A 17,077-nucleotide genomic window follows, 5' to 3' on the forward strand; every position below is an offset into this window, starting at 1 on the left:
GAAAAGTATTTCATGCTGTGGAGTACATGATTAAGTGGGGCAAAGCACATCGTTCACTTGACAATATCAAGGCCGTTGGTGTTGATGAAGTGGCTTATCAAGTCGGACATAAATACCTGACAGTGGTTTATCAGATTGATCGCAGTTGCCCCCGGCCATTATGGGCTGGTCAGGATTGTACTGAAGTCACAATTAGAAACTTTTTCTTCTTTTTTGGCCCTGAGTGTAGTCAGCAACTGAGGTATGTCTGCTCAGGCGGAAGGAAAACCTTACCGGGAAAGAAAAGATCAAGTTAAATACAGTGCTTCAGTATAATCTCAAAAGTGTCAGAGCCTATCTGCTCAGAGAGGAGTTTCAAGTGTTCTGGGGTTACATCTCACCATACTGGGCAGGAAAGTATCTGGACCGGTGGTGTATAAGAGTCATGCGGTCAAAGGTAGAGCCGATGAAGATAGTAGCTAAAACTGTTCGGCGACACAGGCCACTGATCCTGAATTGGTTCAAGGCAAAAAAACATTTTCCAGCGGAATTGTGGAAGGTCTGAACACCAAGATAAAACTCACTACGAGAAAATCGTATGGTTTCAGAACCTATAGATATGCAGAAATCGCTTTATATCATGCACTGGGCAACCTGCCCGAACCAGAAATGCCCCGCAGATTTTGCTGTCGAGGCTGAAATTGAGGGGGTCAGGCGAATACTGAAAGGTTGAATTCACAGGTCAGGCAGTGGTTAGAAAGTCATTATCTGACCGGATTTCGGTATAACCAATGGTGTAAGTCAGGTATTTTCTTTAGAATGCAGGGCCAGTGCCAACAGCTTATTTGAAAAGCCGTTGATTCCATTTCGGTGATGAGGTGATTTCATGGATATCATGGATCAAATTAAAGAGCAGATTGAAACACATAACATTCTGCTCTACATGAAAGGGTCTCCCAAGCTGCCTCAGTGTGGGTTTTCCTCCAAAGCTGTGCAGGTTCTGATGGCTTGTGGCGAGCAGTTCGCATTCGTTGACATTCTGGCTAACCCGGAAATTCGTGCCAACCTGCCAAAATACGCCAACTGGCCAACATTCCCGCAGCTCTGGATCAAGGGTGAGCTGGTGGGTGGCAGCGACATTTTGATCGAGATGTACAACAGTGGTGACCTTCAGAAGATGATCAAGGCTGCTGTCGGCAAAGAGGAAGGTGCTGAATAATTTCAGCCTTCTTCAAGGTGGGGAGGACAGAATCCTCCCGCCTAGTCTTCCTCACTCTGAGAGAGCAGATAATTTTCCATTCCCATGGTTTTGATACGGTACAGATGGACTTCCAGACTATCCATGTGCTCTTCTTCCGCAGCCAGAATTTTTTCCAGCAACTGACGTGAGCCATAATCACCCACCTTTTCACAGACATCGATGGCTTCCTTTAGCGGTGGAATTGCTTTCAACTCCTGTTGCAGGTCAGCTTCCAGAATGCCTTTGACATCTGCGGCAATGATCGGCTTTTGCATGTATTTAAAGTCGGGCATGCCTTCCAGAAAAAGAATTCGCTCAATCAGCCAGTCGGCGTGCCACATCTCATCAATGGATTCCTTATAAATGTACTGGCCGAGTTTGTTGACTCCCCAGTTCTTGAGCATTCGTGCGTGTAGAAAGTACTGATTAATCGCAGTCAGTTCATTCATCAGTACTTGATTCAGATGATCCAGAACACCTTTTTCGCCTTGCATAACAGGGGCTCCATACAGTCATGAATTAAAGGAGGCTTTGATTCCATTCACTATTTCCAGGAACTATTTCCAGGAGCGGTAAAATACTTCTCTCCAAAAAAGTACAAGCACAGGAAGTATGGAGCCTGATTGGCTTCTGTCAAAGGTAACTGACTGAAAAATAATGATAATATTTCTTATTAGCGTTATCGGTTGTGGTCGGTATCAAGTCTATGAGGGGTATATTTTCCATCGCATGGGATGAGGCGATCACTGAAATAAATGGATTAGTCAACTTTGATAGATTTTATCTATCATTTGAAAGAGAAAATTTATAGATATTTGTGCAGGGGTTTATAGGCTAAGGCCGTTATCAGGTGTATCATGATGTCGCTTAAATGATTGCGATGACTGCAATGATTGCATGATCGCAGTGATACATACTAAACCTTGGAGATTAAATTCATGGGCGTACTGGTTGGCAAGAAAGCTCCTGACTTTACTGTTCCTGCCGTCCTGGGCAATGGCGAGATTGTTGAAGAGTTTACCCTGTCCGAGGCGATTCGTGGCAAGTACGGTATTCTGTTCTTCTACCCGCTGGACTTCACTTTTGTTTGTCCGTCCGAGCTGATCGCTCTGGATCACCGCATCGATGCATTCAAAGAGCGCAACGTTGAAGTTATCGGTGTTTCCATCGACTCTCACTTTACTCACAACGCGTGGCGTAATACGCCTGTCAGTGAAGGTGGCATCGGTCCTGTTAAGTACACTCTGGCCGCTGACATGGCTCACGACATCTGTAAATCCTACGACGTTGAGTCCGAAGGCGGTGTCGCTTTCCGTGGTGCTTTCCTGATTGATAAGGACGGTGTTGTGCGCTCCCAGATCGTTAACGATCTGCCTTTGGGTCGTAACATGGATGAGCTGGTCCGTCTGGTTGACGCTCTGCAATTCCACGAAGAGCACGGTGAAGTTTGCCCAGCTGGCTGGAGCAAAGGTGACAAGGGTATGGACGCTTCCCCTGCGGGTGTTGCCAAGTACCTGTCTGAGAGTGCCGAAGGCTTGTAATTACGGACTTCGTCAATTGATGATTGAAAAGAAAGTCGCCTTCGGGCGGCTTTTTCTGTTATACGGGGTTCTAATTCGGGAACGGGCCCAGAACTTACGGGCGTTCCACTCCTGTTTTATAGATCAGCAAGTTATTTCTAGCGCTTTTTTTCAGAAACTTTTTGAACAAAGCTGAGGAGAAGGACTTGACTCAGCCGGAAATCTCATTAATATTCGCTGCCGTCAGGTGATGACGCAAAGCATCGCCGACAACGATTCCCCGATAGCTCAGTTGGTAGAGCAAATGACTGTTAATCATTGGGTCGCTGGTTCGAGTCCAGCTCGGGGAGCCAGCTCTTTATAATCACTTTTGATTGAAGAGTTGCATGTTTATTGAACTGCGTGTTTAATAGACGGCTTGGGTCGTTAGCTCAGTTGGTAGAGCAGTTGGCTTTTAACCAATTGGTCGTAGGTTCGAATCCTACACGACCCACCAATTTCTTCCCCGATAGCTCAGCTGGTAGAGCAAATGACTGTTAATCATTGGGTCGCTGGTTCGAGTCCAGCTCGGGGAGCCACTTTGAACTCTTTAGCAAGGGTTAGCTTTCTGGACTGCGTATTCAGAAGGTTCAGTGGGTCGTTAGCTCAGTTGGTAGAGCAGTTGGCTTTTAACCAATTGGTCGTAGGTTCGAATCCTACACGACCCACCACTTTTATTCCCCGATAGCTCAGTTGGTAGAGCAAATGACTGTTAATCATTGGGTCGCTGGTTCGAGTCCAGCTCGGGGAGCCACTTTAAACTCTTTAGCAAGGGTTAGCTTTCTGGATTGTGTATTCAGAAGGTTCAGTGGGTCGTTAGCTCAGTTGGTAGAGCAGTTGGCTTTTAACCAATTGGTCGTAGGTTCGAATCCTACACGACCCACCAAATCAACAAAAAGCCGGTTCATTGAACCGGCTTTTTGTTTTTCGCATTCTAAAAATGAATCAATGCAGCTTTAGATGGGGGCGTGTCGTTTTCCCGATAAAGTCTTTGATAATCAGGGCTCCAGTCCTCAATCGTCCAAACAGCGCTACCTGATGCATTCGGTAGAGGCTGATATAAAACATCTTGGCCATCCTGCCTTCCACCATCATATCGCCGCCTGTGATGGCTCCCATCAAATTACCTACGGCACTGAAACGACTCAAAGAGATCAGAGAACCGTAATCCTTGTAAGTAAAGGTTAAAGGTGCCTGACCCTCCAGAACCTTTCCTATCAGGCTCTTGGTCAGCAACTCAGCCTGCTGGTGGGCAGCCTGGGCTCTTGGAGGTATAGTGAATGGTTCGCCTTTGCTGTTTGTCAGTGAGCAGCTGGCGCAGTCACCCAGTGCGTAGATGTGGTCATCCAGCGTAGATTGCAGGGTGGGTCTGACCACTAGCTGGTTGATTCTATTGGTTTCAAGACCAGCGATGTCTTTCAGGAATGCAGGCGCTTTGATACCTGCGGCCCAGATACTGAGATCGGAGTTGATAAAGTCACCGCTTTTTGTGTTCAGGCCTTTGTTAGTGATTTCGCTGACCAGCTGACGGGTTTGTATAACAATCCCCATTTTTTGCAGCTGTTTGTGAACACTGCTGCTGATACGAGCGGGCAGGGCAGGCAGTATTCGTTCGCTGCCTTCTATGACAGTGATGTTTACTTTGTTTGGTTGAATCGCGTCCAGGCCATATCGGGCGAGTTCTATGGCTGCGAAGTGAAGTTCTGCTGCCAGTTCCACACCCGTCGCTCCGGCGCCAATGATGGCAATGTTTAACTCGGGCGACTTCTCATGGGAAGCCTGGGCATGAAGGTAATGGTTCAAAAGCGTGGTATGCACTCTTTCCGCTTGTTCCCGGTTGTCCAGAAACAGGCAGTGATCCACTGCACCTGGTGTATTAAAGTCGTTTGCAGTACTTCCTAAACAGATCACCAGGTCATCGTACTCCAGGCTGCGCTCGGGAACGACTTCTTGTCCGGCTTCGTCGTTAATAGGCGCAAGGGTTATGGTTTTATCATCCCTGTCCAAGCCGCACATTCTTCCGGGTAGAAAGTGGAAATGATTCCATTTGGCTTGAGCGAGATAGCTAAGCTCATCTTCAAAAGCATTCAGGGAGCCGGCGGCCACTTCATGCAAAAGAGGTTTCCAGAAATGCGTTTTTCGAACATCCACCAGGGTAATTCGGGCTTTCTTCTTCTTGCCCAGTTTTTTTCCCAGTTTGGTGGCTAATCCGAGCCCTCCGGCACCTCCTCCAACAATTACTATTTTATGCAGCGGGTCAGTCACTTCATTCTCTCTATTTTTATAAAGGAGTGTTTTGAATCAGTCTGAAATACCCTGCTCTCTTCTTGACTTTATGGTTAGAAAGAGCGGAAAACTGATTGAGAACACACCCTACAGCTGTTCAGGCTGACTCAGCCCAGGATAAAAACGCCTATCAGACGGCTGAGAACACCGAGTATGACAATCACCAAGCCCAGCCAGAACATCAGCTTTAAGGGTCTGAAACGGTTACGCTCTGTCGCATTGGTTCCAGTGCTGATAAAACGGTCAACTTTGGCCTGATCTTCAGGGTATAGGCGGGTCTGGGTTTTTTCCATTTGCCACTCCGTATCCTCGGTCAGCACATTAGAGTATGCTATTTAAGCAGTCAATCTGCCAATAGATAACCTGAATTTGACTGAGAAAAGCCTAAAATAATTTGAACACGTGTACTAACTAGCCAATCGATCACAGTTGACTAGGCTCAAGCTCTCGATCAACCTAGTTTAAACGTTATGACAACTGGGCGCAGCGGGTGAAACTGTTTTTATTGGCGTTAAAAGTTCAATATTTCGAGTGGGTCGAACTATACAGAGTATTTCGTCGTTTCTCATCCCACCACACATTCCTCAAAGCCTTTCTTGAGTTGAAGCTTCGGTATCTGCTGGACAGTCCTTTTCAGGTCAGTAAGCGTTTTCTGATTAAAAAAAAGTCAGATGACTTATATCTTTACGGTGAAACACCTTTAACAGTGCTTGATGACATCTGTGAAAAGTCTGGATTAACGTCCCGGGATCATGTTTTTGAATTGGGTGCAGGCAGCGGTTTTACCTCGCTCTGGATGGCTGCTTTTGCAGGTGTCCGAGTGACGTCGATTGAGCAGATCCCCACATTTTGCCTGAGACTCCGCCGTGTCAGTCGGAGAATGAAGTTGGATAAACTAACTGTTATTGAGGGGGATTATCTGGAGGTGGATCTTTCGGGGGCGACGGTCATTTATCTTTATGCATCCAATCTGGATGATCTCACTATTCGATGCCTGACGCTGAGAATGCTGGCTCTTAAACCCGGGAGTAAAGTGATTTCTGTCAGCTATCCGCTCCAGGATTATTGCCCTGTACCGGGTATTTTTGAGCAGAGTGAACGCTTTTCTGCTCGCTTCCCATGGGGGGAAGCGGATATATTTTTGCAGGTCAGAACATCTTGTGTGCAGAAGTCATGCGTTTGACGACGCTGCTGCCATAGCGAGCGATCATTTCAGGAATCGGTTTATCCGGAAATTGCTCTAATCCCACCTTGATGAAATTCCATGCCGCCTGAGCTTGTTTGATCGGTTTGGCCGCATGGGCGTGGTCTCCGTAGTCTTGACCTAGTCTGGACAACTTCTGTTCGAAATGTCGAGCCAGTGTTTGCAGCTGAAGCCGACCGGAAGCGTTCTTGTCTTCATCTAATTCGGAAAGAGTCAGGCTGAGATATTGACGGGCCAAGCGTTGCATGAGTAATGCCTGTTCAAGAAAGCCGAGCTTCTCATTTTTGTGTGGTTGGCGGGTCAGGACTTCTTGTCTGAGAAGCAGTAACTTTCTATCCAGCCTGGCCAGAGCCAGAAGCAGTGTAGCGGCCTCCGGGGGGCGGGAGTGGACAGGCAAATCAGCCATCCAGGCGGCGTGTCGGCTAATGATAGGCCATAGAGTCTGGGTTGATGAAAGCAACTTCGAAGTTTCCTGATCGTTGGACCCTTCCGGTAAGGCCGGGATGTTCTGGTTCAGCAGAGTCAGACTGTCCTGCATTTTCATCCTCGCGTCCTTGTTGAGAAAATCGATCTGGAGCAAGTGAATATTCACGATCAGCTGATTCAGCAATAACTCCTGCTTCAAAAGGTGCTCTGGGGTCAGGTTGTTGTTTTTGACAGGTGGCTCTGAGGACGTAGCCAGGTTCATAAAAGTCAGAAGAAAAAGCAGTGCGGCCAGTGAGTGAACTTTAGACATTACGGGGTCCGGAAACAGTGAAATCATCCCTTATGTATCGGATATCCCGGCTGTCACTTGATTGTGACAATCCAGAAGCAGTTTATCGACATTTGCAGCCCTCAATAAGACAGTGAGCAGCCTCGTAATAGAAGAACTATCAGAGTTCAAGAGAGCATGCAAATACGACTGTAATGTCAGTTATTGCCTTCCAGCTGTTCCTTGAGCTTGGCAGGAACTTCCTTGATTACGAGCTGATTCAGATCTCTGTTGTACACCACCTGGGTACCGAGCAGCTCGGCATCAAAGGCAATGTTAAGGCCTTTGCTGCGACCGGTGTACTTAACCAGTTTGGTTAGAGTGCGTTTTTCCGGAGCCATAGGTTGACTCATGTCGTAGTCGCGGGTGTTAACGAAGCGGGCAAAATCATCGGAGCCCGCTTCACTCAGGTAACCGGTAAGTTCATCCAGAGTCAGGGCATCGCCATCATCCATTTTGGTTTGGCAGAAGTCATAGACCTGGCGGCTGACTTCCTTGTGATTTTCCAGGGAAGGCGCTTCCCTGGCGTACTCCTTTACAGCACTGACCAGTGTGTCAGCTTCTTCCTTGCTGTTACTGGTTTCATTGCAGCCCAGAGCTTCCTGAAATACATCGCTCAGACGGCGGCCACCGCGGGGACGCAGGAATGAAAGGTAACGACCACTGTTCTCGTTACCCTGCCATTCGGTGATATTAATGCGGCAGGCCAGCGGCATTCTGGCTGTATCCAGATAGGCTACATCCTGAATAGCAAGATCATCTGTCACGGTTATGCTGACATTACTGGTTAGCATGCAGAGCATGAAGTATCGTGTCAGGCCCTGCTGATAATCAGCAAACAGCAGGTAGCCGCCACCCAGTGCTCCGGCCTGATCGAGCTTTTCCAGAAGCTGGTTCAGGGTGTTCCGGGTCAGGGCTGTAAAGTCCATCTTTTCTGCCAGATAATCACCCAGTTCAGTTGGGAAAGGGCTTTCGGCGTCCGGGTTGAACTGACCGTACTGTTTGTCCTGTTTCTTGTTGTAGGTTTGCAGCAGGTCGTCCAGTATGGCTTCCAGGGCCGGAGTGGGGGGGAGGCTGTGATTTGCCGGCATAGCAGTCAGGGAGTCACTGCCTGGGACCTGTTTCAGCTGGTGGACAATGATTTGTTGTATAGCCATAAGTTAATAGTCTTGAACGCAGTGGTGATCGTCTAACCCGAATATTTCATAAATTAGAGCAGGTTCGACCAAAAGTAAGCTTCGGAAGAAGCAAACCGGAGCCTGCCATGGCAAAACATACACAAGAAACTCTTCGTTTTCACCCTGTTAATGGTAAAACTGTCAGAGCTGATTTTAAGGAGGGGAGTTGTCCCTCGATTTTGGCATGCTACTGTTTCGCGAAATAGCTATCCCAAGTGAGCTAGTTCTGCGGCTCGTCGGAGTAATCCGGGGCAAAAGACATCGATCTTATATTGACTATTTCATACAAATATTGATTACCGCCATCTCTGTTCATGGCACGCCGACCAGTGCGGTGCTATATATAGAGCCTTGTACAAACGGCAAAGGCCAGTCAATGGGGCTGAGCCCTATGCAGGATGATATGTGATAGGTTATGTTCTATTTTATTCTGTCCGTGTTCACTACCCCCCGGCGATCAGACAACCTTCATCTGAACTGCATCGATATGAAGTTGCCGATATTGTTTCTAGGCATTTCGTTTCTGGTGACGCCTGTCAAAACCTTTTCCGGACAGAGCGGGACGCTCGTGTCGACGGGGTATGCCAGTAGCGCCCCTGGCATTTATAATCCATCCGGTATTCCTCTGCCTATCCTGTTACTCCCTCTTGCTTATCATAACTACTTCAATCGTCTTTCCCATTCTGGCACCACTCAGGAGGCTGGGACTGAACCATCCCTTTGCATCGAGCCTGAAGACCCCCTCCTTGCTTACAAGTCAGGCTGCCTGCCCCTGCCAAAGGAGTTGGATATTACATTGGCACCTGACCGGGGAGTCCCGGATCAATGGACCTGGCTTTTACCTGGCAAAAGCAGGCCAGAGCCTTACCCTGAACAGACACAGGTAAAGGTCAGTGAAGAAGGTGTGCCTGTGCACATATCAGTCCCTGACACGAGTTTACAGTGGAAGCCAGGTCAACCTGTTCCTGGCCAAAATGGTGATCTACTGCCCGGGCCTCCCGGCTTGGTTGACGGCATAACGCAGGATACTAAAACGACAATCGATCTTACTCCCAGGAATTGCGATGGTGAACCCTGTCTAAGTTGGGGCCTGGATGATGGCAGTGGATGGATTCTGGACCTGTCAGCAACCATTGCCTCATTATTCGAAGACACACCCCTTTGGAGTGAGCAGAAGCCAGCTATGGTAACGGCCAGTGGGCAGATAGCGGCCACCAGAACGGTTGATCAGAATGGTAATGTCTTTTACAGGCTGGAGGGGAACAAGCAGGCTCGTTATATGAGTAAGGAAGAATACCAGCGGCTACTTTCAATGTACTTCCAGAGCTGGCTTGAATACCTGTATCCAGAGTATTTTGGCCCCAGACTGGCTGCCGGAGGTGGCTGGCATCAGTGGCACTGGCGAATTCGTAAAGTGCCACGGGATCCGGGAACTCCTCCACCCTTCGAACCTCCCGAAAACTTATCTGAGGCGCCAGCAGAAAGATCTCCCGGGACCGGCAGCCAGTCCCCTCATGGCGGGGGAGACCCTGGCGAGGGAAGCATGTCGGAACAGCAGTTTCCTGCCTCGCCCGCTCCTGCCTCGGCTCCAGCACGTAAGGCAGCTTCCAACCGGTTTTTGGTTGATGAGAGTCCCAGTGATGAATACTCCGTAGTTACAATGTCAGAGGCTGACATGGCTGGGTTAAACATTTATCGTGGAGACAGCGTCCTGCTAACCGGCAAAGTAAGAAAAACCACTATATCCGTTGTTATATCGGATGCAAATCAGCCATCTGGCTGTATCAGGATGCACAGGGCAACCCGGAACAACCTTAAGGTGAGATTAGGCGATATCGTCAAAGTCTCCCACCTCCCTATGCTGCCCTATGGTAAACGAGTGAGTATATTGCCAATAAAAGATAGCCTTGAAGGTATAACCGGCAACTTGTTTGATGTGTTTTTGAAGCCATTTTTTCTTGACTCGTATCGACCCGTTGCTAAAAACGACATTATTCCTATAAGTGCTGGCTTGCGAACCGTTGAGTTCCGCGTGATACAAACGGAACCAGAAGGCGGGTGTATAGTTGCCCAGGATACATTCATTCACTGTGAAGGCGATCCCGTCGAGCGGCAGGATGAATCTTCAATTATGGATGTTGGTTATGACGATATTGGTGGGCTCAGACCACAGATTCAAACAATACGCGAAATTATTGAGCTTCCCATGCGATACCCACAACTCTTCAATACCCTGAATGTAAGTCCTCCAAGAGGAATACTACTGAGTGGACCACCGGGAAATGGAAAAACACTGATTGCCCGGGCTGTTGCCAATGAGAGCGGTGCCTTCCTCTTTCTGATTAACGGCCCGGAAATATTGAGCAAAATGTCAGGTGAGTCAGAATCCAACCTGAGAAGGGCTTTTCAGGAAGCTGACAAAAACAGGCCAGCCATTATTTTTATTGATGAGATTGATTCTATAGCCCCCAAGCGTGACAAAACCCAGGGTGAAGTAGAGCGACGTATTGTAGCCCAATTGCTTACCCTGATGGATGGTTTGCAGCCCAGGCGTCAGGTCATGGTTCTGGCAGCCACCAACAGGGTCAATTCGCTTGACCAGGCACTGCGTCGTTTTGGCCGTTTTGATAAAGAAATCCATATCGGCGTTCCTGATCAGGCCGGTCGTCTGGAAATCCTTCAGGTCCATACCAGGGACAAAAAACTTGCCGATGATGTGGATTTGGAAAAGATTGCAAAAACCTGCCATGGGTTCACCGGCGCTGACATCACACAGCTTATCAGTAATGCCGCAATGCTCTGTATAAGGGAAAAAATAGATATCAGCACCCTGGATGATGAACAACATATTGATGCCGCGTTGTTAAATAGTCTGGCAATCACTCAGGCTCATTTTGAACAGGCGCTTGCTTCCTCCAACCCATCAGCACTCAGAGAAACCTTTGTCGAGATACCCACTGTGACCTGGGCAGACATCGGCGGCATGGCGGATGTCAAAAATGAAATGCTGGAAATGGTTCGCAACCCCCTTGAATGGCCCGAGCTGCTGAAGCATTTTGGTCAGAAACTGGCACGAGGTGTACTTCTGTATGGTCCCCCTGGTTGCGGCAAAACACAGTTAGCCAAAGCCCTGGCCAACGATTGCCAGGCTAACTTCATTGCCATAAGAGGGCCAGAGTTGTTGACTATGTGGTTTGGCGAATCAGAGCATAATGTGCGTGATCTTTTTGACAAAGCCAGGCAGGCAGCACCCTGCATCCTGTTTTTTGATGAAATTGATTCTCTGGCGTCTACCAGAGGCTCTTCACTGGGTGACGCCAGTGGTGCAAGTGATCGCGTCCTGAATCAACTGTTAATCGAGATTGATGGGATAGCTGAACGGAATAATATTTACATCATTGCCGCTACCAACCGACCCGATATTCTTGATAAAGCCCTTATGCGACCAGGTCGTTTCGACAAGCATATCTACATACCACTGCCAGATTATGAAAGCCGATTGCATATTTTTAGAGCTGTCCTGCGTAACACCCCGGTACAGGGTGATGTTGATTTAAGTCAGCTGGCTGCCATTACCAAAGGTTTCTCTGGAGCTGATATTAACGAAATCTGCCAGACTGCAATACAACAGGCTATCAGGGAGTACATTAGCAGTCGTAGCCCGGTGGAAGCTCAAAGCGAGGCAATGGATGTTGAAGAGTCCCTTGAAAGTTACATGTTAACGCGCAGCCATTTTGAGCAAGCCATGCGCACTGCGAGGCGCAGTGTCGCGGATAATGATATTCGCCGTTATGAAGCGTTTCACAGGCAGTCAAGCCAGGCCGGAACCTCATTCCGTTTTCAGGATACACCCCCCTCTGCATCAGTGTCTTCTGAAGCAGCAGGAGTGCCACAAGGAACATCAAACTTATATGAAGACTATGAAGATGATGACTTGTATCAATAAACGGTCACAGGAAAAAAACCTGAAGCTTGGTGCTTCAGGTTTTTTCTGGTTGAACTTTTCGCCGTTCTCGTTGTGTCGCTTTGGTTGTTCGGTTCCATAATAGTAGCTTTGTCCCAATCATGTTTTAGGATTCAGAATATGCTCAAGACTATGCTTTACCAGCAAATCTAACTGATGCTGATTGGGACTGATTCTGGCCATTAACTGAAGGCCCAGAAAGAAGCTGGTGAGTTCTCTGGCTGCATCCGAGCTGCTCAAGCAGGGGGCAATGAGGTTTTTTTCAGTACCCTTGAGTATCTGGGCCGTTAATGCCTGTTGAATCGTATTCACAGCCTGTCTGACCAGCTCAGCAGCCTGATCTGGCAAGAGGTGGAGTTCTGTACTGGTACAGGCCAGAAAGCAGCAGTTCTGGTATTGCATGTTGCGGGGATGACGATAGCCCGCTGTCAGAAATCGGCGTAAACCTTCAAGTGGAGGGCCCGAACTGAGATACTTTTGGATTCTAAACTGCAGGTAGTGTTCAATGTAATACTTTAAGACGTGCAGGTATAAGCCTTCTTTGTTTTTAAAATGGTGATACAGGCTCCCCGGGTGCAGATCGGTAGCTTCTTCCAGCTGTCTGAGAGAAGAAGCCGAGAATCCCCGGGACCAGAAGAGAGCGAGCGCGTTATCCAGCGCCTTGTCTTTATTAAAAGAGGTATGCCTGCCCATAAGTGACATAATTTGATTTTCGAACTTCCAATGTAGCAGTAGTTTTCTGTTCCCGACAACTCCCACAATGGATTAGCAGCTGTTGTGGCATACAAGCTGGAGAATACCGGAATGGCTCTGACCCCATCGAATATGGTTGAACTGGGCTCGTCTGCCCCTGATTTTAAATTACCTGATCCTTCATCAGGACAGTCCGTTTCCCTGCAGGAAGTGAGAAAGGAGAAGGGCGTTCTGGTGATGTTTATCTGTAATCACTGCCCTTATGTGATTCACATTGAAGATGCGCTGGTAAAGTTGGGTAAGGATTATGCCGATCGAGATCTTGGCATAGTGGCTATCAGTGCTAATGATGCCAGGACCTATCCCGAGGATGCTCCTGATAAGATGGCATTAAAATCTTATCCGTTTCCCTATCTGTACGATGAAAGTCAGTCGGTGGCAAAAGCCTATGATGCGGCCTGTACACCTGATTTCTTTCTCTTCGATGCCGAACTCAGGTGTGTCTATCGTGGTCAGTTTGATCACTCTCGTCCCGGTAATGACAAACCTGTGACCGGGGCCGATTTAAAGTCTGCTATGGACTCAGTGCTGGCGGGAGAGCGAGTAGCAGAGAATCAAAGTCCCAGTATCGGCTGTAATATTAAATGGAAGTAATACCAATCGAGCTTTCTAACTCCCTATTGCGCTGAAGATTTAAGCCTTAATCCTGCGTCGGCGATGTTCGCCATAGCTAAGGCTATGACACCTCACGCCGCCTTGTCTCAATGCTTAAATCTCCATGCTCATCACGGGAGTTAGAAAGCACGATTGGTATAATTCAGCACTCTTCACAAGGTATTATTTTTTCTCAATCCAGAGGGTCCAGTTTCTGTATTTGGATACTTTTTCGAAGCGATCCTTCAGCGGTGCAGACAAATTATTGATGTTGCCGTCGCGAGTGGCCAGAAAGTCCCTGCGATCCCTGTGTAATTGATCGAAGATCTCCTCTTCACTGGATGCCAGCAGGGCCTGACCCTGGGAATAAAAGCGAGCCGAGAATGGACGCTTCATAAAGTAAATAAGATGACCAGGTTGTTCGGTAGGGTGAGTCATCATGTTGGCGATCAGGTACTTTTGTGATTTTTTACCACCGTCGTTCATCATGACCATGGTGGTAGCAATCATCAACAGAGGGGTCAGGGTTGCCAGAGTGATAAGCTTACCAGAGTGGCTGGACCAGCTCTCCCCAAACAGTCGTGCAATAATCATTGCCAGGGCAGGCATCACAGGGAGCGTGTAAGTCCAGATCAGGTTGGCAGTGAAAGTGAAAAACAGGGGCAGAAACAGCAGCCAGCAGAGCAGGAAATAATCCCATTCAGTTAACCTGAGAGTGGGCTTCTTTTGCCAGAATTTCCAGAGTTGCCTGATGGCAACTCCGAGTAACACGAATGTCCAGGGAAAGCCTCCAGCCAGCAGGTAGCCCCAGATGGCTCCCAAGGCGTGAACATGGGCATTGCCATATTCATCACCTTGCCAGCCGGAATCCAGATAGCGGGAAAAATGTTCGCCAATAAACATGTATTCCAGAAGACCGGGGTTGCGTATCTCGGCACTTATATACCAGGGAAGGGCAATGGCCGCTGCCAGAATAGTACCTTTGATCCAGGGGAATTTATGCCACAGTGTTATCAGTCTGCCTTTTGGAAGGCACCATAAAAAAATCGGCCCCCCTGCCAGAACTAATGCAGCGAGTCCTTTTGCCAGCAGTGCCAGACCGCAACCGGCAAAAAACAAATATTGCCACCGAAGTGCTTCAGATTCGTTATGACTCTGCCAGCCCATCCAGAAACTGCCGAGTATCAGGGTGATCGTCAGGGTCATGACCGGGTCGGCCAGCAGAGCACCGGAAAGAACGAGAAACATGGCAGAAGTGATCAGGAACAGTACCGAAATTTTTGCCTTTCGTTCCCCCATTTGAAAATGAGCCAGCTTCCAGACCAGTGCCAGGGTGCCGAGACTACAAATCAGAGAAGGTAAGCGGGCAGCAAATTCATTGATGCCGAATAACTTGAAGCTTATGGCTGAAAGCCAGATAAACAAAGGTGGTTTACCGAGAAACGGGACACCATAATCAAAATATGGAATGATCCAGTCATTGGTCTCTACCATCAGTCTGACGATCTCACCGTACCGGGCTTCTGAAGTATCCATCAGGGGGTACAGGCCGAGGGAGAACAGCCGGACCAGAATGGCGAGCAGAATCAGAAGGTATACCCAGAGCCAGCGGGAAGAGGTCTTCAGGGAGGCGTCAGTCATTATTATTTTGAACTCTTTCTCTGGTTGTTGTGAAAATGTACAAGATTATGAAAGCTGCTATTCCATCACTTCGCATTGTTTTGGCCAATTCATTAATAACACAAATAAAGCAAAAAAGTCTTGGATCCCGTGTTATTCGCTGACTGATAAAAAAGCCCGGTCCAGAATCAACCCGACTGGCACGCTGATCGGAACCCAAGCCGAGGTAATGCCTATCTAAGGTAGTTCATTTTGATCGGTTTCTATAATTTTTTTCGTAGACATATCGCCCCATGGCTTCGATCTGTCGGTCGATCATAGCGCGGAAGCTGTCCAGACAGATTTGGTGAACCATTGGGTCTCCTGAAAACTCCCGCATAAGACATACCGTTGCTTCAATAGTAGACAGGGCTGATTGATGGGGGGATTTGCGGATTCGGTAGCGGGACTCCAGATTTTCTGGCAGGGATATCCGGGGCAGCGATTGAAGTTGGGGGTTGAGATGAAGTATCTTCCTGGCCTTTCTCCAAGTGCCGTCCAGCAGAATGCAAACATCAGGCAGGCCATGGATTTTCTGATATTCAGAGGGTTGAAAGGCCTCGTCGCCCGGAAAAAGTAAGCAGCTTTTTTTGTTCTCCAGAAGGATTTTGAGGTGCGGGTTTTCGGAGAAGTCCTCTCCTACGAGAACCTTGCAGTTCTCAATGCCCAGTCTGGCGATCCGGGCGGTATTCAGCGGATGTTTGACCTCATCGGGGTGCTGCAGGATCAATACTTCACAGCAGGCCTGCTCGGGTTGTAAATGCTGGCAAATGCAGAATCGAAGAGGACGCTCACAGCGCGGGCATTTGGCTCGGGCCATGAATGACATTCCTGAAAGTGAGATTGATGCGGGGTAAAACGGTTCTGGATGTTTTGGGAAGACAATGCTGCCAGCAGCGCTGGGTTGAGCCTGACATCACCAGCAGTGAGCCAGAAGGTAAATCCAGTGACAAGGGTTGAATACCCCTTGAACGGGCCTCTTTGTGTTTCAGTCGAAAACGTCTTTCCTGGCCCAGACTCAGTGACGCAATAACAGGGTGTTCTCCAAGCTCTGTCTCATCGTCAGAATGCCAGCCATTGCTGTCATTGCCGTCACGATACAGGTTGAGCAGAACCGAGTTGAATGAAGAGTGACAGGTGTGCTCGACCACTTTTTTTATCGCCAGTAATACCGGTGTCCATGGCTCCGGAGTGAGCGTCAGGCCAGAGTAGCTGTAGGTCATTCCCTTATCACCATACCACGCTTGTAATCGGGGTAAATCCAATGTTTTTCCAAAAATCGTGATCGTATCCTGACGCCACCGGGTACCAGACAGAAGTTGCTGGTAGTAGGATTCACAGTCTTGCTGTGCGATCAGATCAGGCCAGAAAGACAGCTCGGCATCAGGAGCATCAAAGTTGATAGAACGCAACTCTATACACTGGGAACTGTTATCGCAGAGACATTTCAAAGATCAGCTTTTCTGCAGTACAGTCAAAGTCCAGCATCGCCTTGATCACAGTGATACCGTTTTCCTGAATGGATTCCGACTGAATCTTGCAGTTGCCTGATCCCACTGAAAGAGCTTGTTGCTCTATCTTGCTGAACTTGTCCTGGGCAGAAACTGCCTCGTCACCACGAATTTCCATAGAAAGCCAGGTATCATCGTCGCGGATCAGTGTGCCGACCTCTACCGTATTGCAGGTGTTGCACTCAAAGGGGTCTTTTTCTTTCATGCTGATACCTCTTGAAAGCGAGTAAGTCCACCACATTCATCATGAGATAAACATATTACAAGATCTATGGGGATACGTCAGAAATAATCGCTGTTTCTGCGATAGCTTTCCCAGGGCTGGGCCGTTTTTTTCTCCGAAATCCTTCTGAAATCGACTATGTCCATGTTTTGTGTGTCCTGTACTTATTTGTG

General features: G+C 48.2%; 18 protein-coding genes and 6 tRNA genes. 14 read left to right on the top strand and 10 right to left on the bottom strand.

The window, feature by feature from the left end; all coding sequences use genetic code 11:
* Positions 1–26 precede the first annotated feature (26 nt).
* The 4 genes from P6910_RS26735 (at position 27) to grxD (ending at position 1,198) form a co-directional block, all read left to right on the top strand.
* Entirely contained in the window at positions 27–296 is a 270-nt protein-coding gene (locus tag P6910_RS26735) for a transposase (protein WP_410493924.1), read from the top strand.
* On the top strand, positions 248–544 hold the full coding sequence (locus P6910_RS26740) for a transposase (RefSeq protein ID WP_410493925.1): 297 nt from the start codon (positions 248–250) through the stop codon (positions 542–544). Before P6910_RS26735 ends, P6910_RS26740 begins: the two co-directional genes overlap by 49 nt.
* Entirely contained in the window at positions 496–678 is a 183-nt protein-coding gene (locus P6910_RS26745; protein WP_410493883.1) for a transposase, read from the top strand. The genes P6910_RS26740 and P6910_RS26745 overlap by 49 nt, the downstream gene beginning before the upstream one ends.
* A 187-nt stretch (positions 679–865) precedes the next feature.
* Positions 866–1,198: a Grx4 family monothiol glutaredoxin gene (gene grxD / locus P6910_RS06240; RefSeq protein WP_317145418.1), complete on the top strand. Its 333-nt coding sequence runs from the start codon at positions 866–868 to the stop codon at positions 1,196–1,198.
* Between the two features lie 41 nt (positions 1,199–1,239).
* Here the strand turns inward: grxD and bfr are convergent, their stop codons facing one another.
* Positions 1,240–1,713 (bottom strand): bacterioferritin, encoded by a 474-nt coding sequence (gene bfr, locus P6910_RS06245; protein ID WP_317145419.1) that lies wholly within the window; start codon positions 1,711–1,713, stop codon positions 1,240–1,242.
* A gap of 444 nt (positions 1,714–2,157) precedes the next feature.
* Here bfr and P6910_RS06250 point away from each other — a divergent pair, with 444 nt between their 5' ends.
* From P6910_RS06250 to P6910_RS06280, 7 genes are all read left to right on the top strand, one after another.
* Positions 2,158–2,760, top strand: coding sequence for a peroxiredoxin (locus tag P6910_RS06250; protein ID WP_317145420.1), 603 nt, complete (start codon positions 2,158–2,160; stop codon positions 2,758–2,760).
* A gap of 256 nt (positions 2,761–3,016) precedes the next feature.
* A tRNA-Asn gene (locus tag P6910_RS06255) sits at positions 3,017–3,092 on the top strand.
* A gap of 67 nt (positions 3,093–3,159) precedes the next feature.
* A tRNA-Lys gene (locus P6910_RS06260) sits at positions 3,160–3,235 on the top strand.
* A gap of 6 nt (positions 3,236–3,241) precedes the next feature.
* Positions 3,242–3,317, top strand: a tRNA-Asn gene (locus P6910_RS06265).
* Between the two features lie 56 nt (positions 3,318–3,373).
* Positions 3,374–3,449 (top strand) — tRNA-Lys (locus P6910_RS06270).
* A gap of 7 nt (positions 3,450–3,456) precedes the next feature.
* Positions 3,457–3,532, top strand: a tRNA-Asn gene (locus tag P6910_RS06275).
* 56 nt (positions 3,533–3,588) lie between these two features.
* Positions 3,589–3,664 (top strand) — tRNA-Lys (locus P6910_RS06280).
* Between the two features lie 59 nt (positions 3,665–3,723).
* On the opposite strand, the gene P6910_RS06285 is transcribed toward P6910_RS06280, so the two are convergent.
* Entirely contained in the window at positions 3,724–5,043 is a 1,320-nt protein-coding gene (locus tag P6910_RS06285; RefSeq protein WP_317145421.1) for an NAD(P)/FAD-dependent oxidoreductase, read from the bottom strand.
* Between the two features lie 128 nt (positions 5,044–5,171).
* Positions 5,172–5,357, bottom strand: a complete 186-nt coding sequence (locus P6910_RS06290; protein ID WP_317145422.1) for a DUF3094 family protein — start codon at positions 5,355–5,357, stop codon at positions 5,172–5,174.
* 197 nt (positions 5,358–5,554) lie between these two features.
* Between P6910_RS06290 and P6910_RS06295 the strand changes: the two genes are divergently transcribed.
* Positions 5,555–6,247, top strand: a complete 693-nt coding sequence (locus P6910_RS06295; protein ID WP_317145423.1) for an SAM-dependent methyltransferase — start codon at positions 5,555–5,557, stop codon at positions 6,245–6,247.
* On the opposite strand, the gene P6910_RS06300 is transcribed toward P6910_RS06295, so the two are convergent.
* Entirely contained in the window at positions 6,213–7,004 is a 792-nt protein-coding gene (locus tag P6910_RS06300; protein WP_317145424.1) for a hypothetical protein, read from the bottom strand. The two genes, P6910_RS06295 and P6910_RS06300, sit on opposite strands and share 35 nt — an antisense overlap.
* A 176-nt stretch (positions 7,005–7,180) precedes the next feature.
* Complete coding sequence (locus P6910_RS06305; protein ID WP_317145425.1) at positions 7,181–8,179, bottom strand: nucleoid-associated protein; 999 nt, start codon at positions 8,177–8,179, stop codon at positions 7,181–7,183.
* Positions 8,180–8,615: 436 nt separating this feature from the next.
* Here P6910_RS06305 and P6910_RS06310 point away from each other — a divergent pair, with 436 nt between their 5' ends.
* Positions 8,616–12,146 (top strand): AAA family ATPase, encoded by a 3,531-nt coding sequence (locus tag P6910_RS06310; RefSeq protein ID WP_317145426.1) that lies wholly within the window; start codon positions 8,616–8,618, stop codon positions 12,144–12,146.
* A gap of 117 nt (positions 12,147–12,263) precedes the next feature.
* On the opposite strand, the gene P6910_RS06315 is transcribed toward P6910_RS06310, so the two are convergent.
* Positions 12,264–12,866: a TetR/AcrR family transcriptional regulator gene (locus P6910_RS06315; RefSeq protein ID WP_317145427.1), complete on the bottom strand. Its 603-nt coding sequence runs from the start codon at positions 12,864–12,866 to the stop codon at positions 12,264–12,266.
* 102 nt (positions 12,867–12,968) lie between these two features.
* Between P6910_RS06315 and P6910_RS06320 the strand changes: the two genes are divergently transcribed.
* The gene (locus P6910_RS06320; RefSeq protein ID WP_317145428.1) at positions 12,969–13,511 is read left to right on the top strand and encodes a thioredoxin family protein; all 543 of its coding nucleotides are present in this window, start codon (positions 12,969–12,971) and stop codon (positions 13,509–13,511) included.
* Between the two features lie 183 nt (positions 13,512–13,694).
* Here P6910_RS06320 and P6910_RS06325 read toward each other — a convergent pair whose 3' ends face one another.
* From P6910_RS06325 to P6910_RS06340, 4 genes are all read right to left on the bottom strand, one after another.
* On the bottom strand, positions 13,695–15,152 hold the full coding sequence (locus P6910_RS06325) for a glycosyltransferase family 39 protein (RefSeq protein ID WP_317145429.1): 1,458 nt from the start codon (positions 15,150–15,152) through the stop codon (positions 13,695–13,697).
* Positions 15,153–15,378: 226 nt separating this feature from the next.
* Positions 15,379–15,990, bottom strand: a complete 612-nt coding sequence (locus P6910_RS06330; RefSeq protein ID WP_317145430.1) for a tRNA-uridine aminocarboxypropyltransferase — start codon at positions 15,988–15,990, stop codon at positions 15,379–15,381.
* The gene (locus tag P6910_RS06335; protein ID WP_317145431.1) at positions 15,962–16,582 is read right to left on the bottom strand and encodes an alpha-ketoglutarate-dependent dioxygenase AlkB family protein; all 621 of its coding nucleotides are present in this window, start codon (positions 16,580–16,582) and stop codon (positions 15,962–15,964) included. Before P6910_RS06335 ends, P6910_RS06330 begins: the two co-directional genes overlap by 29 nt.
* A 19-nt stretch (positions 16,583–16,601) precedes the next feature.
* Entirely contained in the window at positions 16,602–16,886 is a 285-nt protein-coding gene (locus tag P6910_RS06340; protein WP_317145432.1) for a DUF406 family protein, read from the bottom strand.
* Between the last annotated feature and the right edge of the window lie 191 nt (positions 16,887–17,077).

The organism is Endozoicomonas sp. 8E, assembly GCF_032883915.1.
GTDB lineage: Bacteria > Pseudomonadota > Gammaproteobacteria > Pseudomonadales > Endozoicomonadaceae > Endozoicomonas_A.